At 64.8% G+C, this 16996-nt stretch carries 14 protein-coding genes and 1 pseudogene; 10 read left to right on the forward strand and 5 right to left on the reverse strand.

Annotated features, from left to right (window positions below; translation table 11 throughout):
- The first annotated feature begins 22 nt into the window (after positions 1-22).
- The 5 genes from rplT to QZY44_RS12485 all read left to right on the forward strand — a co-directional run bounded on the left by rplT (position 23) and on the right by QZY44_RS12485 (position 4842).
- Positions 23-382, forward strand: a complete 360-nt coding sequence (gene rplT, locus QZY44_RS12465) for a 50S ribosomal protein L20 (RefSeq protein ID WP_295385842.1) — start codon at positions 23-25, stop codon at positions 380-382.
- Positions 383-724: 342 nt separating this feature from the next.
- Positions 725-1756 carry a phenylalanine--tRNA ligase subunit alpha gene (gene pheS, locus QZY44_RS12470; RefSeq protein ID WP_295446661.1) on the forward strand — a complete coding sequence of 344 codons (1032 nt, stop codon included), beginning with the start codon at positions 725-727 and terminating at the stop codon, positions 1754-1756.
- Positions 1757-1801: 45 nt separating this feature from the next.
- Positions 1802-4180: a phenylalanine--tRNA ligase subunit beta gene (pheT, locus tag QZY44_RS12475; RefSeq protein ID WP_295446663.1), complete on the forward strand. Its 2379-nt coding sequence runs from the start codon at positions 1802-1804 to the stop codon at positions 4178-4180.
- A gap of 4 nt (positions 4181-4184) precedes the next feature.
- Positions 4185-4487 carry an integration host factor subunit alpha gene (gene ihfA, locus QZY44_RS12480; RefSeq protein WP_100921365.1) on the forward strand — a complete coding sequence of 101 codons (303 nt, stop codon included), beginning with the start codon at positions 4185-4187 and terminating at the stop codon, positions 4485-4487.
- Positions 4465-4842, forward strand: a complete 378-nt coding sequence (locus QZY44_RS12485; RefSeq protein WP_295446665.1) for a MerR family transcriptional regulator — start codon at positions 4465-4467, stop codon at positions 4840-4842. The genes ihfA and QZY44_RS12485 overlap by 23 nt, the downstream gene beginning before the upstream one ends.
- Positions 4843-5048: 206 nt before the next feature.
- Here the strand turns inward: QZY44_RS12485 and QZY44_RS12490 are convergent, their stop codons facing one another.
- The 4 genes from QZY44_RS12490 to QZY44_RS12505 all read right to left on the reverse strand — a co-directional run bounded on the left by QZY44_RS12490 (position 5049) and on the right by QZY44_RS12505 (position 10572).
- On the reverse strand, positions 5049-6905 hold the full coding sequence (locus QZY44_RS12490; protein ID WP_295446667.1) for a hypothetical protein: 1857 nt from the start codon (positions 6903-6905) through the stop codon (positions 5049-5051).
- Positions 6906-7007: 102 nt separating this feature from the next.
- Positions 7008-7562, reverse strand: coding sequence for a hypothetical protein (locus QZY44_RS12495; protein WP_295446669.1), 555 nt, complete (start codon positions 7560-7562; stop codon positions 7008-7010).
- A 696-nt stretch (positions 7563-8258) separates the two neighbouring features.
- Positions 8259-9644, reverse strand: coding sequence for a glutathione-disulfide reductase (gene gorA, locus QZY44_RS12500; RefSeq protein WP_295446671.1), 1386 nt, complete (start codon positions 9642-9644; stop codon positions 8259-8261).
- A gap of 184 nt (positions 9645-9828) precedes the next feature.
- The gene (locus tag QZY44_RS12505) at positions 9829-10572 is read right to left on the reverse strand and encodes a glutathione peroxidase (protein WP_295446674.1); all 744 of its coding nucleotides are present in this window, start codon (positions 10570-10572) and stop codon (positions 9829-9831) included.
- A gap of 410 nt (positions 10573-10982) precedes the next feature.
- On the opposite strand from QZY44_RS12505, the gene QZY44_RS12510 reads away from it, so the two are divergent.
- The 4 genes from QZY44_RS12510 to glk all read left to right on the forward strand — a co-directional run bounded on the left by QZY44_RS12510 (position 10983) and on the right by glk (position 14875).
- On the forward strand, positions 10983-11777 hold the full coding sequence (locus QZY44_RS12510) for a hybrid sensor histidine kinase/response regulator (RefSeq protein ID WP_295446676.1): 795 nt from the start codon (positions 10983-10985) through the stop codon (positions 11775-11777).
- Between the two features lie 229 nt (positions 11778-12006).
- Positions 12007-13281 carry a sigma-54 dependent transcriptional regulator gene (locus QZY44_RS12515; protein ID WP_295446678.1) on the forward strand — a complete coding sequence of 425 codons (1275 nt, stop codon included), beginning with the start codon at positions 12007-12009 and terminating at the stop codon, positions 13279-13281.
- 41 nt (positions 13282-13322) lie between these two features.
- Entirely contained in the window at positions 13323-13787 is a 465-nt protein-coding gene (locus QZY44_RS12520) for a hypothetical protein (RefSeq protein WP_295446680.1), read from the forward strand.
- Positions 13788-13852: 65 nt separating this feature from the next.
- Positions 13853-14875 carry a glucokinase gene (glk, locus tag QZY44_RS12525; protein WP_295446682.1) on the forward strand — a complete coding sequence of 341 codons (1023 nt, stop codon included), beginning with the start codon at positions 13853-13855 and terminating at the stop codon, positions 14873-14875.
- Here glk and QZY44_RS12530 read toward each other — a convergent pair.
- The gene (locus QZY44_RS12530; protein WP_295446684.1) at positions 14858-15382 is read right to left on the reverse strand and encodes a L,D-transpeptidase; all 525 of its coding nucleotides are present in this window, start codon (positions 15380-15382) and stop codon (positions 14858-14860) included. The genes glk and QZY44_RS12530 overlap by 18 nt on opposite strands.
- A gap of 332 nt (positions 15383-15714) precedes the next feature.
- On the opposite strand from QZY44_RS12530, the pseudogene QZY44_RS12535 reads away from it, so the two are divergent.
- Positions 15715-16996, forward strand: a pseudogene (locus tag QZY44_RS12535) (hypothetical protein); the annotation flags it as partial.

A 16996-nucleotide genomic window follows, 5' to 3' on the forward strand; every position in this document is an offset into this window, starting at 1 on the left:
CACCTGATACCGGAGAATAACGATGCCACGCGTCAAACGGGGCGTAACCGCTCACGCCCGTCATAAGAAGATCATGAAGCAGGCGAAGGGCTACTACGGTGCCCGCAGCCGAGTCTTTCGTGTTGCCAAGCAGGCGGTCATCAAGGCCGGCCAATATGCCTACCGCGACCGTCGCCAGAAGAAGCGCCAGTTCCGCACTCTGTGGATCGCCCGTATCAATGCCGGTGCCCGGCAGAACGGCCTGTCCTACAGCCGGCTGATCAACGGTCTGAAGAAGGCCGGGATCGAGGTCGACCGCAAGATGCTGGCGGACATCGCCTACCACGACGCGGTGGCCTTCAGTGCCATCGCCGAGCAGGCCAAGGGCGCCTTGGCGGCCTGAGAGCAGTGGGCGGGGCAGGGAAGGCCCGTCCAAGCCCGATCAACGAAGGGAAAGGCCCTGGTCTTTCCCTTTTTTGCGCTGTCGGTCGGGTGTGCAAGGCCTGTCATTGCTCTGAGTTCGTGTTGGCTGAGAATAAATGGACAGGATTTCTCAGGATTTATAGGATTTCCGACGGTTCAGGATGCGGGAGTCTTATCCTGTTAATCCTGAGAAATCCTGTTGATCCTGTCCAATTTGTATCCGGCCGCTGTGACGTTTGGGTTCGCTTTGAGTGCCGGATTCTGTCCGTGTCCTCGCCGCCCGTGTCGCCGCGGTTCTATCTGTTTGCTGCAAGGTTTGAAAATGCCTGAAGAGTCCGGACTGGGAATAGACCCGCTGCGCGATTCCGCCCTGGCGGCCATTGCGGCAGCGCCGGATCTGGCTGCGCTCGATCAGGTGCGGGTACGCTATCTGGGCAAGAGCGGTGAGTTGACCGCGCTGCTTAAGCAATTGGGCGGTTTGCCCAAGGACGAACGTCCCGCTGCCGGGGCCTTGATCAACGTGGCGAAGGACGCCGTTGCGCAGGCCATTGATGGCCGCAAGTCGCTCTTGGAACAGGCGGCCCTGGCGGAACGCCTGGCGGCCGGGCGGCTGGACGTCACACTGCCCGGGCGGGGCCAACGCGCGGGCGGACTGCACCCGGTGACCCGCACGCTGCGCCGCATCGAGCGGTTGTTTGCCGACGCCGGATTCGCGGTGGCGGAGGGGCCCGAGGTCGAGACTGCGTATCACAACTTCGAGGCGCTCAACATCCCCCAGCACCACCCGGCGCGGGCGATGCATGACACCTTCTATTTCGACGCGGATCTGCTCCTGCGCACCCACACCTCACCGGTGCAGATCCGGGTGATGACCGAGCAGGCCCCGCCACTCAAGATCATCGCCCCCGGACGGGTCTACCGCTGCGATTCGGACCTGACCCACACCCCGATGTTTCATCAGGTGGAGGGATTATTGGTCGATGAGCAGGTGAGCTTTGCGGATCTCAAGGGGGTCCTCTACGACTTCCTGACCAATTTTTTCGAGCGCGACCTCAAACTGCGTTTCCGCCCGTCCTATTTTCCGTTCACCGAGCCCTCCGCCGAGGTCGATATCGCCTGCGTCATGTGCGGCGGGACCGGGTGCCGGGTGTGCAAGCAGACCGGCTGGCTCGAGGTCCTGGGTTGCGGCATGGTGTATCCGGAGGTCTTCCGGCACGTGGGGATCGACCCGCATCGCTATCTGGGCTACGCCTTCGGGATGGGGGTGGAGCGTCTGGCGATGCTGCGTTACGGCATCGACGACATCCGCCTGTATTTCGAGAACGACCTGCGGTTCTTGCGGCAATTCGCCTGACTGGCGGAAATGACGGCCGAAATTACATAGGGGAAAGCGAAAATAATGCGTTTCAGTGAGTCCTGGCTGCGGGAATGGGTCAACCCGTCCGTCGATACCCAAACCCTGGCGGACCAACTCAGCATGGCCGGTCTGGAGGTGGACGCCATCACGCCCGCCGCCGCAGTGTTCAGCGGTGTGGCGGTCGGCTTGGTGATTGAGGTGGCGTCCCACCCCAATGCCGAAAAGCTCCATGTGTGCACGGTGGACCTGGGTGAGGGTGAGCCGCTGACGATTGTCTGCGGCGCGGCCAACGTCGCCGCGGGGATGCGGGTGCCGGTGGCGACCATCGGCGCCGTCATGCCCGGGGACTTCAAGATCAAGCGGGCGCGGCTTCGCGGGGTCGAGTCCTTCGGGATGATCTGTTCCGCCAGCGAGTTGGGTCTGGCCGAGACTTCGTCTGGCATCCTGCCGCTACCGGAGGATGCCCCGCTGGGGGCGGATTTCCGCGCCTGGTTGGGTCTGGACGACGCCTGCATCGAGGTCGATCTGACCCCGGATCGGGGCGACTGTCTGTCCATCGCCGGGCTGGCCTGGGAGGTGGCCGCCATCAACGGCTGCGCCCTGACCCCGCTGGACGTGGACCCGGTCGCGGCCGCGAGTGAGGAGCGCTTCCCGGTGAGCCTGGAGGCGCCTGAGCATTGCCCGCGCTACGCCTGTCGCATCATTCGCGGCATCGACCCCGCCGCCGTGACTCCGCTGTGGATGCGCGAGCGTCTGCGTCGGGGCGGCATCCGTGCCATCAGTCCGGTGGTCGATGTCACCAACTATGTGTTGCTGGAGCTGGGCCAGCCCATGCACGGCTTCGACCTGGGGTGCATCAAGCGCGAAATCCGGGTGCGCCTGGCCGCGGCGGGCGAGCGGCTGCACCTGCTCAATGGGGAGACGATCGTCCTGCGCCCCGACACCCTGGTGATCGCCGATGCCGCGGGCCCCCTGGCCCTGGCCGGGATCATGGGCGGTGCGGCGAGCGCGGTGGAATCGGAGACCCGCGATATCCTGCTGGAGAGCGCCTTTTTTGCGCCTGCGGGGATCAGCGGTAAGGCGCGCAGCTACGGTCTGCACACCGACTCGTCCCATCGGTTCGAGCGCGGCGTGGACCCCGGGCTCCAGGTCCGGGCGCTGGAGCGCGCCACCGGGCTGCTGCTGGCCATCGTCGGCGGTGAGGCCGGCCCGGTGGTCGACGTGACCGCCGCCGGGCACCTGCCGCAACGTGCCCCGCTGACACTGCGTAGCGCCCGCTGTGCCCAGATCCTCGGGTTCACACTGCCCGACGAGACCATCGCCGGGATCCTGGAGCGGCTGGGCATGACCCTGGTGCCGGTGGCGGGGGGCTGGCAGGTCACGGCGCCCAGCGGACGCTTCGACTTGGTCCATGAGGTCGATCTGATTGCCGATGTCGGGCGTATCTACGGCTATGACCGCATCCCGGTCAGCCATGCGACGTCCGCCGCGGGAACCCGGGCTCGGCCGGAGGGGGCCTTCGATTTGGATCGGGTGCGGTTGCTCTTGGTCGACCGGGGGTTCCAGGAGGTGATCACCTACAGTTTCGTGAATCCCGAGCTGCAGGCCCGGATCGAGCCCGAGGTGAAGGGGTTGGCACTCGCCAATCCGATCAGCGCCGAGCTGTCGGTGATGCGTCCGTCACTGTGGCCGGGGTTGCTGCACACCGCCCGCTACAACCAGGCGCGCCAGCAGGAGCGGGTGCGGATCTTCGAGACCGGCCTGCGTTTCCGCCCCGGTCCGGATGGGCTGCGCCAAGAGGCGGCGATCGGCGGGCTGACGCTCGGCGCCGTTGACCCGGAGCAGTGGGGGGCGCCCGCGCGGCTGGCCGATTTCTACTCACTCAAGGCGGATGTGGAGGCCCTGCTGGCCCTGAGCGGTGACCCGGCCGGTTTCCATTTCGTGGCGGCCGAACACCCGGCCCTGCACCCCGGCCAGAGTGCCCGCATTGACTATGCGGGGCAACCGGTCGGGCTCCTGGGAATGCTCCACCCGGCCCTGGCCGCGGATCTCGATCTCACCGGCGATGCCTTCCTTTTTGAACTGGATCAGGCGGCCCTGAGTACCGGGGTGCTGCCTAGGTTCACCCCCGTTTCGCGTTACCCGGCGATCCGACGCGATCTCGCGATCGTGGTGGACGAGGCCGTCGCCTACTTGGAGCTGGCCGCCGCGATCCGTGAGGCCGCCGGTGAGTTGCTGCGCGATCTGGTGTTGTTCGACGTCTATGTCGGGTCGAAGATCGCGGCGGGACAAAAAAGTCTCGCTTTGGGATTGATTTTACAAGTTTCTTCTCAGACACTGACCGACCAGGTGGTGGATGATGTGGTGGGACGGGTGTTGACCCGTCTCGTGTCCGATTTTGGTGCACGATTGCGGGATTGATGGTATGGCGTTGACTAAGGCTGACATGGCAGAACACCTGTTTGAGGAGCTTGGGCTCAACAAGCGTGAGGCCAAAGACATCGTCGAGAGCTTCTTCGAGGAGATCCGTAAGGCCCTCGAACGTGGCGAACAGGTCAAGCTCTCCGGGTTCGGAAACTTCGATCTGCGCGAGAAGAAGGAGCGTCCTGGGCGTAATCCGAAGACCGGCGAGGAGATTCCCATCACCGCCCGCCGCGTGGTGACCTTCCGTCCGGGCCAGAAGCTCAAAGCGCGGGTGGAAGCCTATGCTGGACACGAGCAGCAATAGCGCGGAGGAGTCCGGGTCCGGCGAACTGCCGCCGATCCCCGGCAAACGCTATTTCACGATCGGTGAGGTCAGCGAGCTGTGCGGCGTCAAGCCGCACGTGCTGCGCTATTGGGAGCAGGAATTCCCCCAGCTGAAGCCGGTCAAACGACGCGGGAATCGACGCTACTACCAGCGCCATGACGTCTTGATGGTGCGTCAGATCCGCTCACTGCTCTACGACCAGGGTTTCACCATCGGCGGCGCCCGCCAGCAGTTGAGCGGGGAGGGCGCCAAGCACGACCTGAGCCAGACCCACCAGGTGCTTCGCCAGATGCGTCTGGAGCTGGAGGAGATTCTGCACGTGCTGCGGCGCTAGCAGCGCGCCCCTCCTGGCGGGGGGCGTCTCGATCAATGCTACCAGTGGGCCGTCCTGGAGGATTTTTTTCGCCGAAACCGCGACGCTTAGCGGTTGTTACTTGCCAAATCTGGTCGATGGAATCCGTTCAGCTTCGGCGTGCCGTGTCTGGCCGGCGAACCGCGGCTAAACCCGCGGCTCCAGGGTATCCCAAGCCGGGCCGGCGCCTACTTGAGGATTGCACGCCAACCCCCTCTGCTCGGCAGGCAGAGCGAACAAGTGCATGGTCCCTCTGCGTAATCACTGATCAGGGCGCGATAACCGGTATTCAGGAAGGCGTTGGTGGTCAAAGCGCGATATGGTGCATAGGCCGCTCCGGCCAGCGATCGGCCTGCCCCCAGAGTCTGGAGCGATAGATTCCATGACCCCTTCAAGGCGTTCCATTTGATGTCGCCCGTACCGGTTCCCGCGATACCGATCGACTCCACATTACTCAGCGCAGAGAACAGGTGGTGTGACGCCAGAAACTCAAAGAGCGTGTCGGCCGCCGCCGGATGCTCCTTCGCGACCATTGCGGCATAATGGGGCGCCACGATTGGGTAGCCAACGACAGCCGTACCGTCGACGGCGTGTCCGTTGTTGTGGCCCCCCACGCCCCAGGCACAATAGCCAGGGTTCACACAGTCCGGCGTGGAGGAGACCGTTGTCCAGGGTTCCGCTATTTCACCCGCACTGAGGCCGAATAATCCAGGTCCGCTATATAATAAATTCGCCGAAAAATAAGATGCCTGTTTCTTGAACGCACCGCACCGGTATTCATTCCAGTCGTTTCCCCAGGGATCTTTGCCGGTCATCGGAAATAGCAGGGCGCTGAGTTCATCGTTGAATCCCGAACCGTCCCAGGTGGGGGCCAGGGGGTAGAGATCGATGAGCAGCCTCTGGTTCGGTCGTGCCGCTGAGAAGGCGACGGCCACTACAAAAGACTCGCCGCCAAAGGCATCCCAGCGATACGGGACCTGAGTCCCCGTCTGGTAATATCCGTGACTGGCCGAGTGCGTAAACTGACCGGTCAGGTCCGCCCAGTCGATCTGAGTCAGCATCGATTCCAGCGCGGACGTGTCCCTGCCCAAGAACTGCGAGGCCAGGATGCTCGCGACCAGGGCGATCGAGGTATCGACGCTCGACCATTCCGAGCTTCCTGCCGGGACGTTGTTCGTGTGGTTGAGAAAACGCGGCAGCAAACCGCGCAGCCGCGGGGCCGACGTGAGTGCCGCGGCGGTCTGGGCGGCGATGTCATTGGCGCTCTGCTGAGAGATGTAACCACGCTCGAACGCCACGGCGCTGGTGAGTGCAAACATCCCGGTTGATTGTATCCCGGCATTGACCGCGGCCGGATAGGTGGTCGTGTCTCGCATGAGTCCGATCGTTGAGTCATAGGCTTGCGAGAGGTGTCCATAACTGTGCAGGAACACCGCCTCCCGTGTGGGCAGGCTCGGGCTCGCCATGACCAACCTGACCTCATCGACAGTCACCTGTCCTGGTGCGGCTAAAAGCCAGTTCAGACGCTTCAGCGGCTGCGTTGTTTGCAACGGAAATGATAAGACCTGCGGTCCGCCCGACAATACCACTTCTTGATGGGTCAAAACTTGATCGAAACGGTCCTTGAGCTCCAGTATAAAGGTCCCGGTGCCGCCAGTGACCGTGACCTCGATGTGGGTGATCTTCGGCTGAAAGGCCGGTAAGACATAGCGACCAAGTAGCTGCTGGGGATCCAGCGTATCGGTGTCGGCCGTTTCAGCATCCAGATGCATCAGGCTGGTCCAGACCCCGGCCCATCCCGATGTCACGCTGGCGGTTGCACTGCCGCCGCCGATGCTCACCTGATAGCTGCCGCCCCCCATCGCTCCGCGGTCCGTGCCGATCCGGCTGTAATTCCAGGTGGCCGGGGCGGAGTAATCATCCACGATGCTATAGGCCGACTGGATCGCCGCCGGACTCTTGGTTGCAAATAATGCGAGCATCACCAAGAGGGTCGCCAAGCAACCGGGCGCGATGCGATCCCGGGACCCCACACGATTGATCATTATGGACACTTGTTGCCTCCGTACAGTTGTTGTGTCGACATTGGCGATGCCGCGGCCTTGGCATCGCGCTATTTTCCACTGCGGCTCTCGGACTCAGTGGCGTTACGGAAAGATATGCCGCCAGGACGGGGGCAACATATCGGAAATGAGGCTGAAGTTTGCGGTCGCCTCGGCGCCGCCCGGGAACTTGAGGGTCAGTTGACAGGTCGGGGTCTGAGTCTGGCAATCACCGCCCCAGCCGGTGAAGACGGAGCCCGTGGCGGGCACCGCGGCTAAAGTAACCATCGTGTTGTCCGGATAGCTCATTATCGGCTTGGTCCATTGTACCCCGGCCGGACTGGCGGTAACGTTGCCGGCGCCGCGCCCCGCCGCCTTGATGATCAAGGATGATGTGGGGTCGAAGGCCGTGCGAACGTCGTCCTTGCCAAATCCCCTGAGCCTGAGCACCTGATCGTTACCCAGATAGGCAACCAAGAGGTCACGACCGTCGCAGAGAATGCGGCTGGAGGTGAAGTTCAGGCAATTGGTGGTGCAGGTCGGATCGGTCTGGGCGACGATCAACGAAAAAGGGGTGCCGCTGGTGGCGTGGCCGCCGAGGGTGATGGCGGATGCCGTGCTCCCGCTGAAGAAGGGGTGATCCGCTTCGTCGATCGTCATGTGTACGATAGTAAATGGCCGTGCAGGCCTGGTCGCAGTAAATCAGCGTGAGGCGGTCGAGCTTGCTCCTGGCGATGCGGTACTCGGCGATGCCGGGCAGGGCTTGAGCGGTGAGCGATGGCGCGATGGGTGGGACCGCGGCCCTTGCGAGGGGCACGACGACTGCCAGCGGAACCAGGGAGATGATCCGTGCAGATACGAGACGTGTCGCCATAGGAGTCTCCTAATCGATGGATTGCGGCCGATGGATTGCAAGCCATGAATAGTCTAGTCGATCCTACGCGCTCTGCCAGGCTGGTCGCCCCGTGATCGCATCCTGCATGGCCCTGCGGGCTTCCGACCTCCCATCCTCACTTGGGCTGACTGGCGGGTCGGGCGGCGCGCAGCCGACCCTTTCCCATGATTCCCGGCCCAAGACGGCAGCCTCCGAAGCCAGGCGCTAGCTTCCCCTCCGCCGCCACCCGTTGGCACCATCCGCATCACCTGGCGGCTGCGCTGCGGGCCGTCACGGTAACGGCCACGAAGGGGGGCGACACCCCCGCAACAGAAAAGGTTCGCTAACCTCGCCGGCTGAACAGCAGCCAGGGGGGCGCAGATTTTTCCAGGGCCGTCCAGTGGCCGGGGCAGCGCTTTGTCCGCAGCCCCCAATCTTTCACGCTAAGCGCCGGCTCGGCTGGCTGTGCTGACGGCGGCTGTTCAAGTCGCGCCGGGGTGCTCCCCCGGTCGCCGGACCGGGACCTTGAGCGTCACCAGTTCCTCGGCGCTGGTCGGATGGATGGCCACCGTGTCGTCCAGGTCGGCCTTGGTGGCGCCCATCTTGAGGGCGACGGCGAAGCCCTGGAGCATTTCGTCCACCCCGTCGCCGATCAGGTGGATGCCCACCACGCGCTCCTGCGGACCGGCGCACACCAGTTTCATGGCGGTTTGCGGTCCGTGCTCGTTCAGGGCATAGCGCATCGGGGTGAAGCGGGTCTCGTAGACGGTGAGGGTGTCACCGTAGCGGGCGCGGGCCTCGGGTTCGGTGAGCCCAACCCGGCCGACCGGCGGGTGTGAGAAGACCACGGTGGGGACGTTTTCGTAATCGAGTTTCAACGCCGTCTCGCCGCCGAAGAGGCGCCGGGCCAACCGGCGGCCGGCGGCGACGGCGACCGGGGTCAGCGGTTCGCGGCCGGCGATGTCACCGATCGCATAGATGCCGGGTACGTTGGTGTTCTGGTAAGCGTCGACGGTGATGATCCCGTTGGGCTGGGTCTGCACCCCCGCCGCGTCCAGACCCAGATCGGCGCTGTTGGGCGCCCGACCCACGGCCCAGATGACTGTATCGAAAGCGGTGAGCGGCTCACCGGTGCGCGGCACCAGCGCCAAGCCGTCGGTGCGTTGCTCCAGGGCGGCGACTGCAAACTCCAGGTGCAGGCGGATGCCCTCCTGCTCCATGGCCAGCCCCAGGGCCTCACCGACCATCGGATCGAACAGCCAGAGTACCCGGTCCTCCAGCGCGACCACCGTGACCTCGGAGCCCAGCGCGCGCAACACCCCGGCCAGTTCGACCCCGACATAGCCGCCGCCGATGATCGCCACGCGGCGTGGTTGCTCGGTCAGTTCAAAGAAGCCGTCGGAGGTGATGCCGAGTTCGGCTCCGGGCATGCGTGGGACCAGGGGGCGGCTGCCGGTCGCGATCACGATATGGTCGGCGCTGTAGCGGCTACCGTCCACCTCGACGGTGCGGGCGTCGACCAGGCGCCCGCGGCCGGTGATATGGGCGATTCCCTCTTGCTTGACGTAGCCGTCCCAGTAATTGTTGATACGCTCGACGAAGCGGTTGCGCCCTGCGACCAGCGCCGGCCAGTCGAAGGTGTCGGGCTGTGTGCGCACACCGAAACCGCCCCCGTCCCGTACCGCCTGGGCGAGGTTGGCGGCGTACCACATGACCTTTTTCGGCACGCAGCCGTCATTGACGCAGGTGCCGCCCAGCGGCCCGGGGTCGATCAGGGCGACCCGACGGCCCAGTTGGGCCGCCTGCTCCGCCACTGCCAGTCCGCCACTGCCGCCGCCGAGCGCGATCAGATCAAAGTGTTGTGTCATTGCGTGATACTCAGCGCGTCGAAGGCCGCGACAGCCCGTGGGAATTAGGCATTGATCTTCAGTCCGCCAGGGCCTTGCGGAACGCTTTCTGCGGTGACTGTTTGGTGCAGATGCCGGTTGCGTACCTGCAGCAACGGGCGAATGCGCTCGGCCGGCATCCCTGCCGGCTGATTGCGAGCGATCCTCAGGCGGCCGGGCGCTTGGCCAGCCACTCGGCCACTTGCTCCGAGCCGCCGATGTGCTCGCCGTTGATGAAGACCTGGGGCACGCTGGCCGCCTTGGCGACGGCGCGCAGGGTCTGGTCGGTGTAGTCGCGGTTGAGCACCAGTTCCTCAAAAGCGATGCCGGCCTGGTGCAGATCGGCCTTGGCCTTGGCGCAGAAGGGGCAGCCTTCGCGGGCGAACACCGTGACATCCAGCGGCTTGGGTGCCTTGGGGGCGACGTAGGCGAGCATGGTGTCCGCGTCGGAGACCTGGAAGGGGTCGCCCGGCAGTTCCGGCTCAATGAACATCTTTGCGACCACCCCATCGCGCACCAGCATGGAGTAGCGCCAAGAGCGCTTGCCGAAGCCCAAGTCGTGCTTGTCGACCAGCAGGCCCATCCCGCCGGTAAAGTCGCCGTTGCCGTCCGGGAGGAAGGTGATGGCGCCTGCGTGCTGGGTTTTCTGCCACTCGTTCATGACGAAGGTGTCGTTGACCGACACGCAGACCACCGCGTCCACGCCGGCCGCCTTGAAGGCCGGCACCAATTGGTTGTAACGGGGCACATGGGCGGAGGAGCAGGTGGGGGTGAAGGCCCCGGGCAGTGAGAAGACCACCACGGTCTTGCCGGCAAATACCTGATCGGTGGTCACATCCACCCACTCGCTCCCCTGACGGGTGCGGAAGGTTACCTGTGGGACGTGCTTTCCGGTACGATCTTCGAACATTGTTGATGTCTCCTGGGTTGGTGGGGGGAGCCGGGGCTCGCGAATCTTGGCGGCGTCGCGTGCTGGGCCATGTCGTTTACTGTACGGACGCAGGGATTATCTGCAAAATCGATTATCAGTATTAAAACGATCGTTCTGGCCAATCGAAGGGGTTGGCGGGGCGGGATTTCCCTGACTGGCCCTGTTGGGTGTGGTCGAGCACCTGGCCGGCTGCGGTGCTGGACATGGCACTCTTACGACCCTGAGATGCCGCTGCCAGGCGTCTTTCTCAAGTTGGCGCGGTGGCGTACGATGCTGTTATCTTCGGTTGCGGGGGCGTGTGGGCGCCCCCCAACTCCTGAACCTGGAGACCTGAGGTGCCGTCCCGGCATCGCGGGCCGCCTCCGGTGGCTGACCCCGGAGTTCGATGAATGAACCCTTTTGACGCGCGACACCGTATCCTGCTGGTCGCCGACAGCCCCGCCATTCGGGGGCTGGTCGGCGAGATTCTCGGGGCGGCAGGTTACGCCTTGGACGCGGTGCCGGATGGCCCGCAGGCGGTCCAGCGGGCTGCGGCTGATCGCTATGCACTGGTTTTGACGGCGCTCAGTCTACCGGGCCTGGACGGGATGGCGGCCACCCATGCCATCCGTCGGCTCCCCTATCCGCAGGGCGATGTGCCGATTCTGGCGATCACTGCAACGGTCAGTGTGATGGATCGGGATCGCTGTTTCGCCGCCGGGATCGACGGCTTCTTGACCACCCCGATCGACCGCCTGGACCTGCTGGAAGCGGTGGCCCAGTGGTTGGAGGCGGCCGATGACCCGACCTGGGGCTTGGATGCGCGCCCGGGTGTGGCCCCGCCCCTGGTGAATCGGCGCACCCTGGCCCAACTGGAGGAGGACGTGGGTCCCGAGTTGCTGCCCGAGATCCTGACGACCTTTCTTCAGGAGACCGAGCGCCGGCTCGCTCTGCTGGAAGCGCGGGTCCTGGCGGGCGACGCGCTCGGTGCCGCCGACGAGGCCCATGCCCTCAAGGGCAGTTCCGGTACCTTCGGCGCCATGGCCCTGCGCCAGGCGGTCCACGAAATGGAATTGAGCGGCCGCGCTGGGGAGGGGGTGCGCCTCGGGGAACTGATGCCGGAGGTGCGGCGCCTGGTCACCGTCACCTGTGACCTGCTGCGCGCCGAATATGCCTCACCGGACCCTGATCGTTTGGTTCCCTGACTTGTGCTGTGACCCGTTCCATCGTCGGTACCAACTAATCGCCAGGGACGCCGCCATTCGGGCGTTGCGTCGGCGCTCTGGGCCACCCGTTTAGCCAGCCGATACCCATGTCCAACTGTAGGCCCAGAGTGTTGATTATCGAGGACGACGCGGCCTTGGCGGAGGTCTATCGCAGCTATTTGCGCGATGAGCCTTATCAGGTCAAGCAGGTCGGCGATGGATGCAGGGGATGGCGGAGTTGGAGCGTGACCCGCCCGAGGCACTGCTCTTGGACCTCAAACTGCCGGACATGGACGGCATGGAGATCTTGAAGCACATCCGTGATCGCCAGATCCCCTCTGCGGTGGTCATCATCACCGGTCATGCCTCGGTGGATGTGGCAGTGGACGCCATGCGCTATGGTGCTTTCGATTTCATCGAAAGACCCTTCAGCGCCAAGCGCGTCAAGGTCACCCTGCGCAACGCGGTGGACCGCCAGCGGCTTCATACCCTGGTCGAGCGCATCCGTGACGACTTCCAGCGTGACGGCTATCACGGCTTCATCGGCTCCTCACTGGGTCTGCAGGCGGTCTACCGAATCATCGACAGCGCAGCCCCCAGCAAGGCCACGGTCTTCATCACAGGCGAGAGCGGCAGCGGTAAGGATGTGTGCGCCGAGGCCATTCATCTCCAGAGTCCACGGCGGGACAAGCCATTCATCCCGCTGAACTGCGCCGCGATTCCGCGTGAGCTGATGGAGAGCGAGATTTTCGGTCATGTCCGCGGCGCCTTCACCGGCGCCAGTCGCGACCGGGTGGGGGCGGCCGAAATGGCGGACGGCGGGACCCTCTTCTTGGATGAGATTGGCGATATGGACTTGGACCTCCAGACCAAGCTCCTGCGCTTGGTGCAGAGCGGGACCTTGCAGCGGGTCGGCGCCACCCCATTGATCAAGGTCGACGTGCGCTTCGTCTGCGCCACCCAGCGCGATCCCGCCTTGGAGGTGGCGCAGGGGCGTTTCCGCGAAGACCTCTTCTATCGCCTGCATGTGATCCCGATCCACCTCCCGCCCCTGCGCGAGCGGGTGGACGATATCCTGACGCTGGCCAATCACTTTTTGCGCAAATTCGCGCTCGAGGAGCATAAGTCCTTCCGCGGCTTTACCGCGGAGGTCGAGTCCGTCCTGATGGACTATGAGCGGCCCGGCAACATCCGCCAACTGCAAAACGTGCTGCGCAACGTCGTGGTCCTCTATGACGCCGAACAGGTCACAGCGCAGATGCTGCCGCCACCGCTCAACGCCGTCGGCACGCGCGCCCGGGTGGGACTACCGGCGTCCACGCGGTTGCCTTCGGCGCAGAGCAGCGTCCAAGGGATCAGGCCGCTGCACGTCATTGAGAGAGAGGCAATCGAGCGCGCCATTGAGTTCTGCGATGGGAATATTCCGCGTGCCGCGGTGTTCCTGGAGGTGAACCCCTCCACCATCTACCGCAAGCGCCAGGCCTGGCAAACGCAAACCCCTTGACTGTGCTGAGTGCTGGTCATTAATCGCCGATTCGTTATTCCATGGTTAATCGCTTCTGGTGGGTCCTGTTCATCGTGCTGATCGCCGCCATCCTCGGGGTCGTGTCGGCCAAGTTCAGGCCGCTGGCGGTTCCTGATGTGGTCCGGCTGGCCGTCCCCGACCCTGACTGCGACCTGCGCGCGGGTCCTTGCACCGGGCGCTTTGCGGGTGGCGGCGCGTTGAGCCTGAGCGTGGAGCCCCGGGGTATCCCGCTGGCTAGGGCCCTAGAGCTTAAGGTCACCACCCGCGATCTGGCCGCCGGCGCTGTGGCCCTTGATTTGGCCGGGGTCGACATGGATATGGGCTACAACCGCCCATCCCTGGCCCCCGCGGGCTCCGGCCTCTACCGGGGTGAAGGCATGCTGCCGGTGTGTGTGCGCCGGCGCATGACCTGGGAGGCGCGGGTGCTCCTGAGCACGCCCGACGGACTATTTGCCGCGCCGTTTCGCTTCGAGACTTCGCGATGAATCCTCGGGATAGAAAAAGTATTGTCCGTAAATGAACGAAAATTAGAAACCGGAGGCCCTAATCCATGCGCGTATTGGTCGGCGATATCGGCGGTACCAAGACCGGACTCGGCGTCGCCGAGACCGATGGCACGGTGGTGACCCTGCGGGAGGTGCGCCGCTACCCGAGCCGCGACTTCGATTCACTGGAGTCGCTCGTCATCGCGTATCTCCAGGAGACCGGGCAGTCACCGCCGCGTGACTGTCCCTGCGGCGCCTTCGCCGTCGCCGGTCCGGTGGAGGGCCGGCACTGCCGGACCACCAACCTGCCGTGGGAGATCGACGCGGATCTCCTCGAACACCTGCTGGACTTCCGGGCGGTCGGACTCCTCAACGACCTGGAGGCCGTTGCCTGGGGGGTCCGCGCACTGGGGCATGACGACCTGGCGGTCCTGTATCCGGGTGAACCAAGTGCCGGGAATGCCTGCGTGGTGGCCGCCGGCACCGGGTTGGGCGAGGCCGGCCTGTTCTGGGATGGCGTCCGCCATCACCCCTTTGCGACCGAAGGCGGTCACACCGACTTTGCCCCGCTCGATGAGCGTGAGTTCGCCCTGCTCGGCTACCTGCAGCAACGCTTCGGCCGCGTGAGTTGGGAGCGCGTCGCCTCCGGGATGGGGATCGGCAATCTCTATGATTTTTTGCTGAGTCGGCACCCGGTGGCGACGCCGGATTGGCTGGCCGCGGACTTCGCCGCTGGGGATCGGGCGGCCGCCATCGCCGCTGCTGCCGCCGCGGGCCGTTGTCCGGTCTGTGTCGAGACCATGGACCTGTTCTTCAGCCTCTACGGACGCGAGGCCGGGAACATGGGCCTTAAGCACCTGGCCTTGGGTGGTGTCTATCTGGGCGGCGGCATCGCGCCGAAGAACCTGGCGGCCTTGAGTGCCAGCGGGTTCCTGGACGGTTTCTTTGCCAAGGGGCGGATGGAGCCCCTGATGCGGCGCATGCCGGTGCGGGTCATCCTGCGTTCAGACACGCCCTTGCTCGGGGCGGCCCGCTATAGCTGCGCGGTGCGCGGCGCGGCAACACTGCGGCTAACCCAGGAGGGGTAGCGGACTGTGCTCAGGAGCGCACTCCCGGATCTCCACCGGGGTCCCTGCCGGGGTGGCGTCGAACAGTTCCACCAGGTCGGAGTTGCGCATGCGGATGCAGCCGTGTGAGCGGGGTGTGCCCATCGGCGCCGCATCCGGGCAGCCGTGGATGTAGATGAAGCGGCGCAGCGTGTCCACCTGACCGCCGCGGTTGCGGCCGGGCACGCAACCGGTGAGCCAGAGGATGCGGGTCAAGATCCAATCCCGGTCAGGGCAGGCCGCGGCCAGTTCCGGGCCGTAGACCTCGCCGGTGGGGCGCCGGGCGCGAAATACGGTCCCGACCGGGCAGCCCGCCCCGATGCGCAGCCGCACCCGGTGCTGGCCGCGCGGCGTGCAGCCGCTCCCCCGCAACTCCCCGACGCCATTGGCACCGGTGGAGACCGGATATTCGGCCACAACCCGCCCGCCCGCGAGCCGGGTCAGCGTCTGAGTGGCGATCACGATGAGGATGCGCGGTGAGGCGGTCATGGCGCTTAGCGCAATGCTATGGGTATAAAGGAAATAATGGAAATAATATTTTCTACTGTATCCGAAATCCTGGAATTTTTCACGCCACGGCGCCAGGCTCGCCAAGAGATTGTTTTTCATGCAAAACCCCCTCTAGGGTCCGTGTGGCTCGGGTGGTGACTGCAAACTGCATGGCCGATTGCAAAAGAAGTCACTTTCAGACGCAGAGCGTGCGCGGCTTCACGTTTCCTTAACAGGTTCTCGCCTAACCTGTATCCGGGTCTCATGTGTTCGCGCAGCAAGGCTGGCCGCCCGGCTGGATCCACGCTTTCCCAGATCAACGAAGAATGACCATGAAAAACACAAATACGCACGCCCTGTTTCCTCGTCGTAAGCTATCGATTCTGCTCGGGCTACTCTGCGGAGTCGGCGCGGCCCCGGCGCTGGCCGACCACTCGCCCGTGACCAACGCGGCGCCGGAGATCTACAGTGTAACGGTAGATCAATCAGTATCACCGGCGCTCATTACCATCAAGGGGGCGTCCCTCTGCAGAAAGCAGAACTGCCGCCGCCCTCCTGCCGTTAGCATCAATGGGCAGGCGCAGGCACAGATTCGCGAGTACGACAACGACCACGTCAAGTTGGGATGGCAGCCGCCTTCCCCCGGTAGCTATCTGCTCACGGTGGATGATGGCAGCCCGCAAGCAGTCAATTGGCCTCTGAACATCGGTGGGACGGTTGGGTCCGTCGGTCCTCAAGGACCCGCTGGACCACAGGGTGAACCCGGGCCTAAGGGTGATACCGGCGCCATTGGCCCGCAAGGTCCGGAAGGCGTCGCCGGGGCGCAGGGTCCGCAAGGGCTCACCGGGCCGCAGGGTCTAATCGGCGCAACCGGCGCAACCGGCGCAATCGGCTTGCAAGGTCCGAAGGGCGATACCGGTGCAACCGGGTTGACAGGTCCGAAGGGCGATACGGGCGCAACCGGTTTGACAGGTTCGAAGGGTGATATGGGCGCAACCGGTTTGACCGGTCTGAAGGGTGATATTGGCGCAACCGGTTTGACAGGTCCGAAGGGTGACACCGGCGCAATCGGTGCGACCGGTCCGCAAGGTCCCGAAGGCGTCGCCGGCGTACAGGGTCCGCAAGGACTCACCGGATCGCAGGGTCCGAAGGGCGATACCGGCGCGATTGGTCCGGAAGGCGCCGCAGGAGCCCAGGGCGCGAAAGGTGATACCGGCGCGACCGGCGCGACCGGCCCGCAAGGTCCCGAAGGCGTCGCCGGCGCGCAGGGTCCGCAAGGACTCGCCGGACCGCAGGGTATGAAGGGCGATACCGGCGCAACCGGTTTGCCGGGTGCGAAAGGTGATACGGGCGCCACCGGCCCGCAAGGCCCGGAAGGCGTCGCCGGGGCGCAGGGTCCGCAAGGGCTCGCCGGACCGCAGGGTCTGAAGGGCGATACCGGCGCGACTGGCCCGCAAGGTCCAGAAGGCGTCGCCGGGCCGCAAGGTCTGAAGGGTGATACCGGCGCCATTGGCCCGCAAGGTCCGGAAGGCGTCGCCGGGGCGCAGGGTCCGCAAGGGCTTGCCGGGCCGCAAGGTCTGAAGGGCGATACCGGTGCCACCGGTGCGACTGGCC

The sequence above is a fragment of the uncultured Thiodictyon sp. genome (genome assembly GCA_903837595.1).
Taxonomy (GTDB): Bacteria; Pseudomonadota; Gammaproteobacteria; order Chromatiales; family Chromatiaceae; genus Thiodictyon.

What these genes read in the sequence shown, in the direction of transcription:
- rplT (WP_295385842.1), top strand. Translation starts at nt 23, where the DNA reads ATGCCACGCGTCAAACGGGGCGTAACCGCTCACGCCCGTCATAAGAAG.
- pheS (WP_295446661.1), top strand. Translation starts at nt 725, where the DNA reads ATGCCTGAAGAGTCCGGACTGGGAATAGACCCGCTGCGCGATTCCGCC.
- pheT (WP_295446663.1), top strand. Translation starts at nt 1,802, where the DNA reads ATGCGTTTCAGTGAGTCCTGGCTGCGGGAATGGGTCAACCCGTCCGTC.
- ihfA (WP_100921365.1), top strand. Translation starts at nt 4,185, where the DNA reads ATGGCGTTGACTAAGGCTGACATGGCAGAACACCTGTTTGAGGAGCTT.
- QZY44_RS12485 (WP_295446665.1), top strand. Translation starts at nt 4,465, where the DNA reads ATGCTGGACACGAGCAGCAATAGCGCGGAGGAGTCCGGGTCCGGCGAA.
- QZY44_RS12490 (WP_295446667.1), bottom strand. Translation starts at nt 6,905, where the DNA reads ATGATCAATCGTGTGGGGTCCCGGGATCGCATCGCGCCCGGTTGCTTG.
- QZY44_RS12495 (WP_295446669.1), bottom strand. Translation starts at nt 7,562, where the DNA reads ATGACGATCGACGAAGCGGATCACCCCTTCTTCAGCGGGAGCACGGCA.
- gorA (WP_295446671.1), bottom strand. Translation starts at nt 9,644, where the DNA reads ATGACACAACACTTTGATCTGATCGCGCTCGGCGGCGGCAGTGGCGGA.
- QZY44_RS12505 (WP_295446674.1), bottom strand. Translation starts at nt 10,572, where the DNA reads ATGTTCGAAGATCGTACCGGAAAGCACGTCCCACAGGTAACCTTCCGC.
- QZY44_RS12510 (WP_295446676.1), top strand. Translation starts at nt 10,983, where the DNA reads ATGAACCCTTTTGACGCGCGACACCGTATCCTGCTGGTCGCCGACAGC.
- QZY44_RS12515 (WP_295446678.1), top strand. Translation starts at nt 12,007, where the DNA reads ATGGCGGAGTTGGAGCGTGACCCGCCCGAGGCACTGCTCTTGGACCTC.
- QZY44_RS12520 (WP_295446680.1), top strand. Translation starts at nt 13,323, where the DNA reads ATGGTTAATCGCTTCTGGTGGGTCCTGTTCATCGTGCTGATCGCCGCC.
- glk (WP_295446682.1), top strand. Translation starts at nt 13,853, where the DNA reads ATGCGCGTATTGGTCGGCGATATCGGCGGTACCAAGACCGGACTCGGC.
- QZY44_RS12530 (WP_295446684.1), bottom strand. Translation starts at nt 15,382, where the DNA reads ATGACCGCCTCACCGCGCATCCTCATCGTGATCGCCACTCAGACGCTG.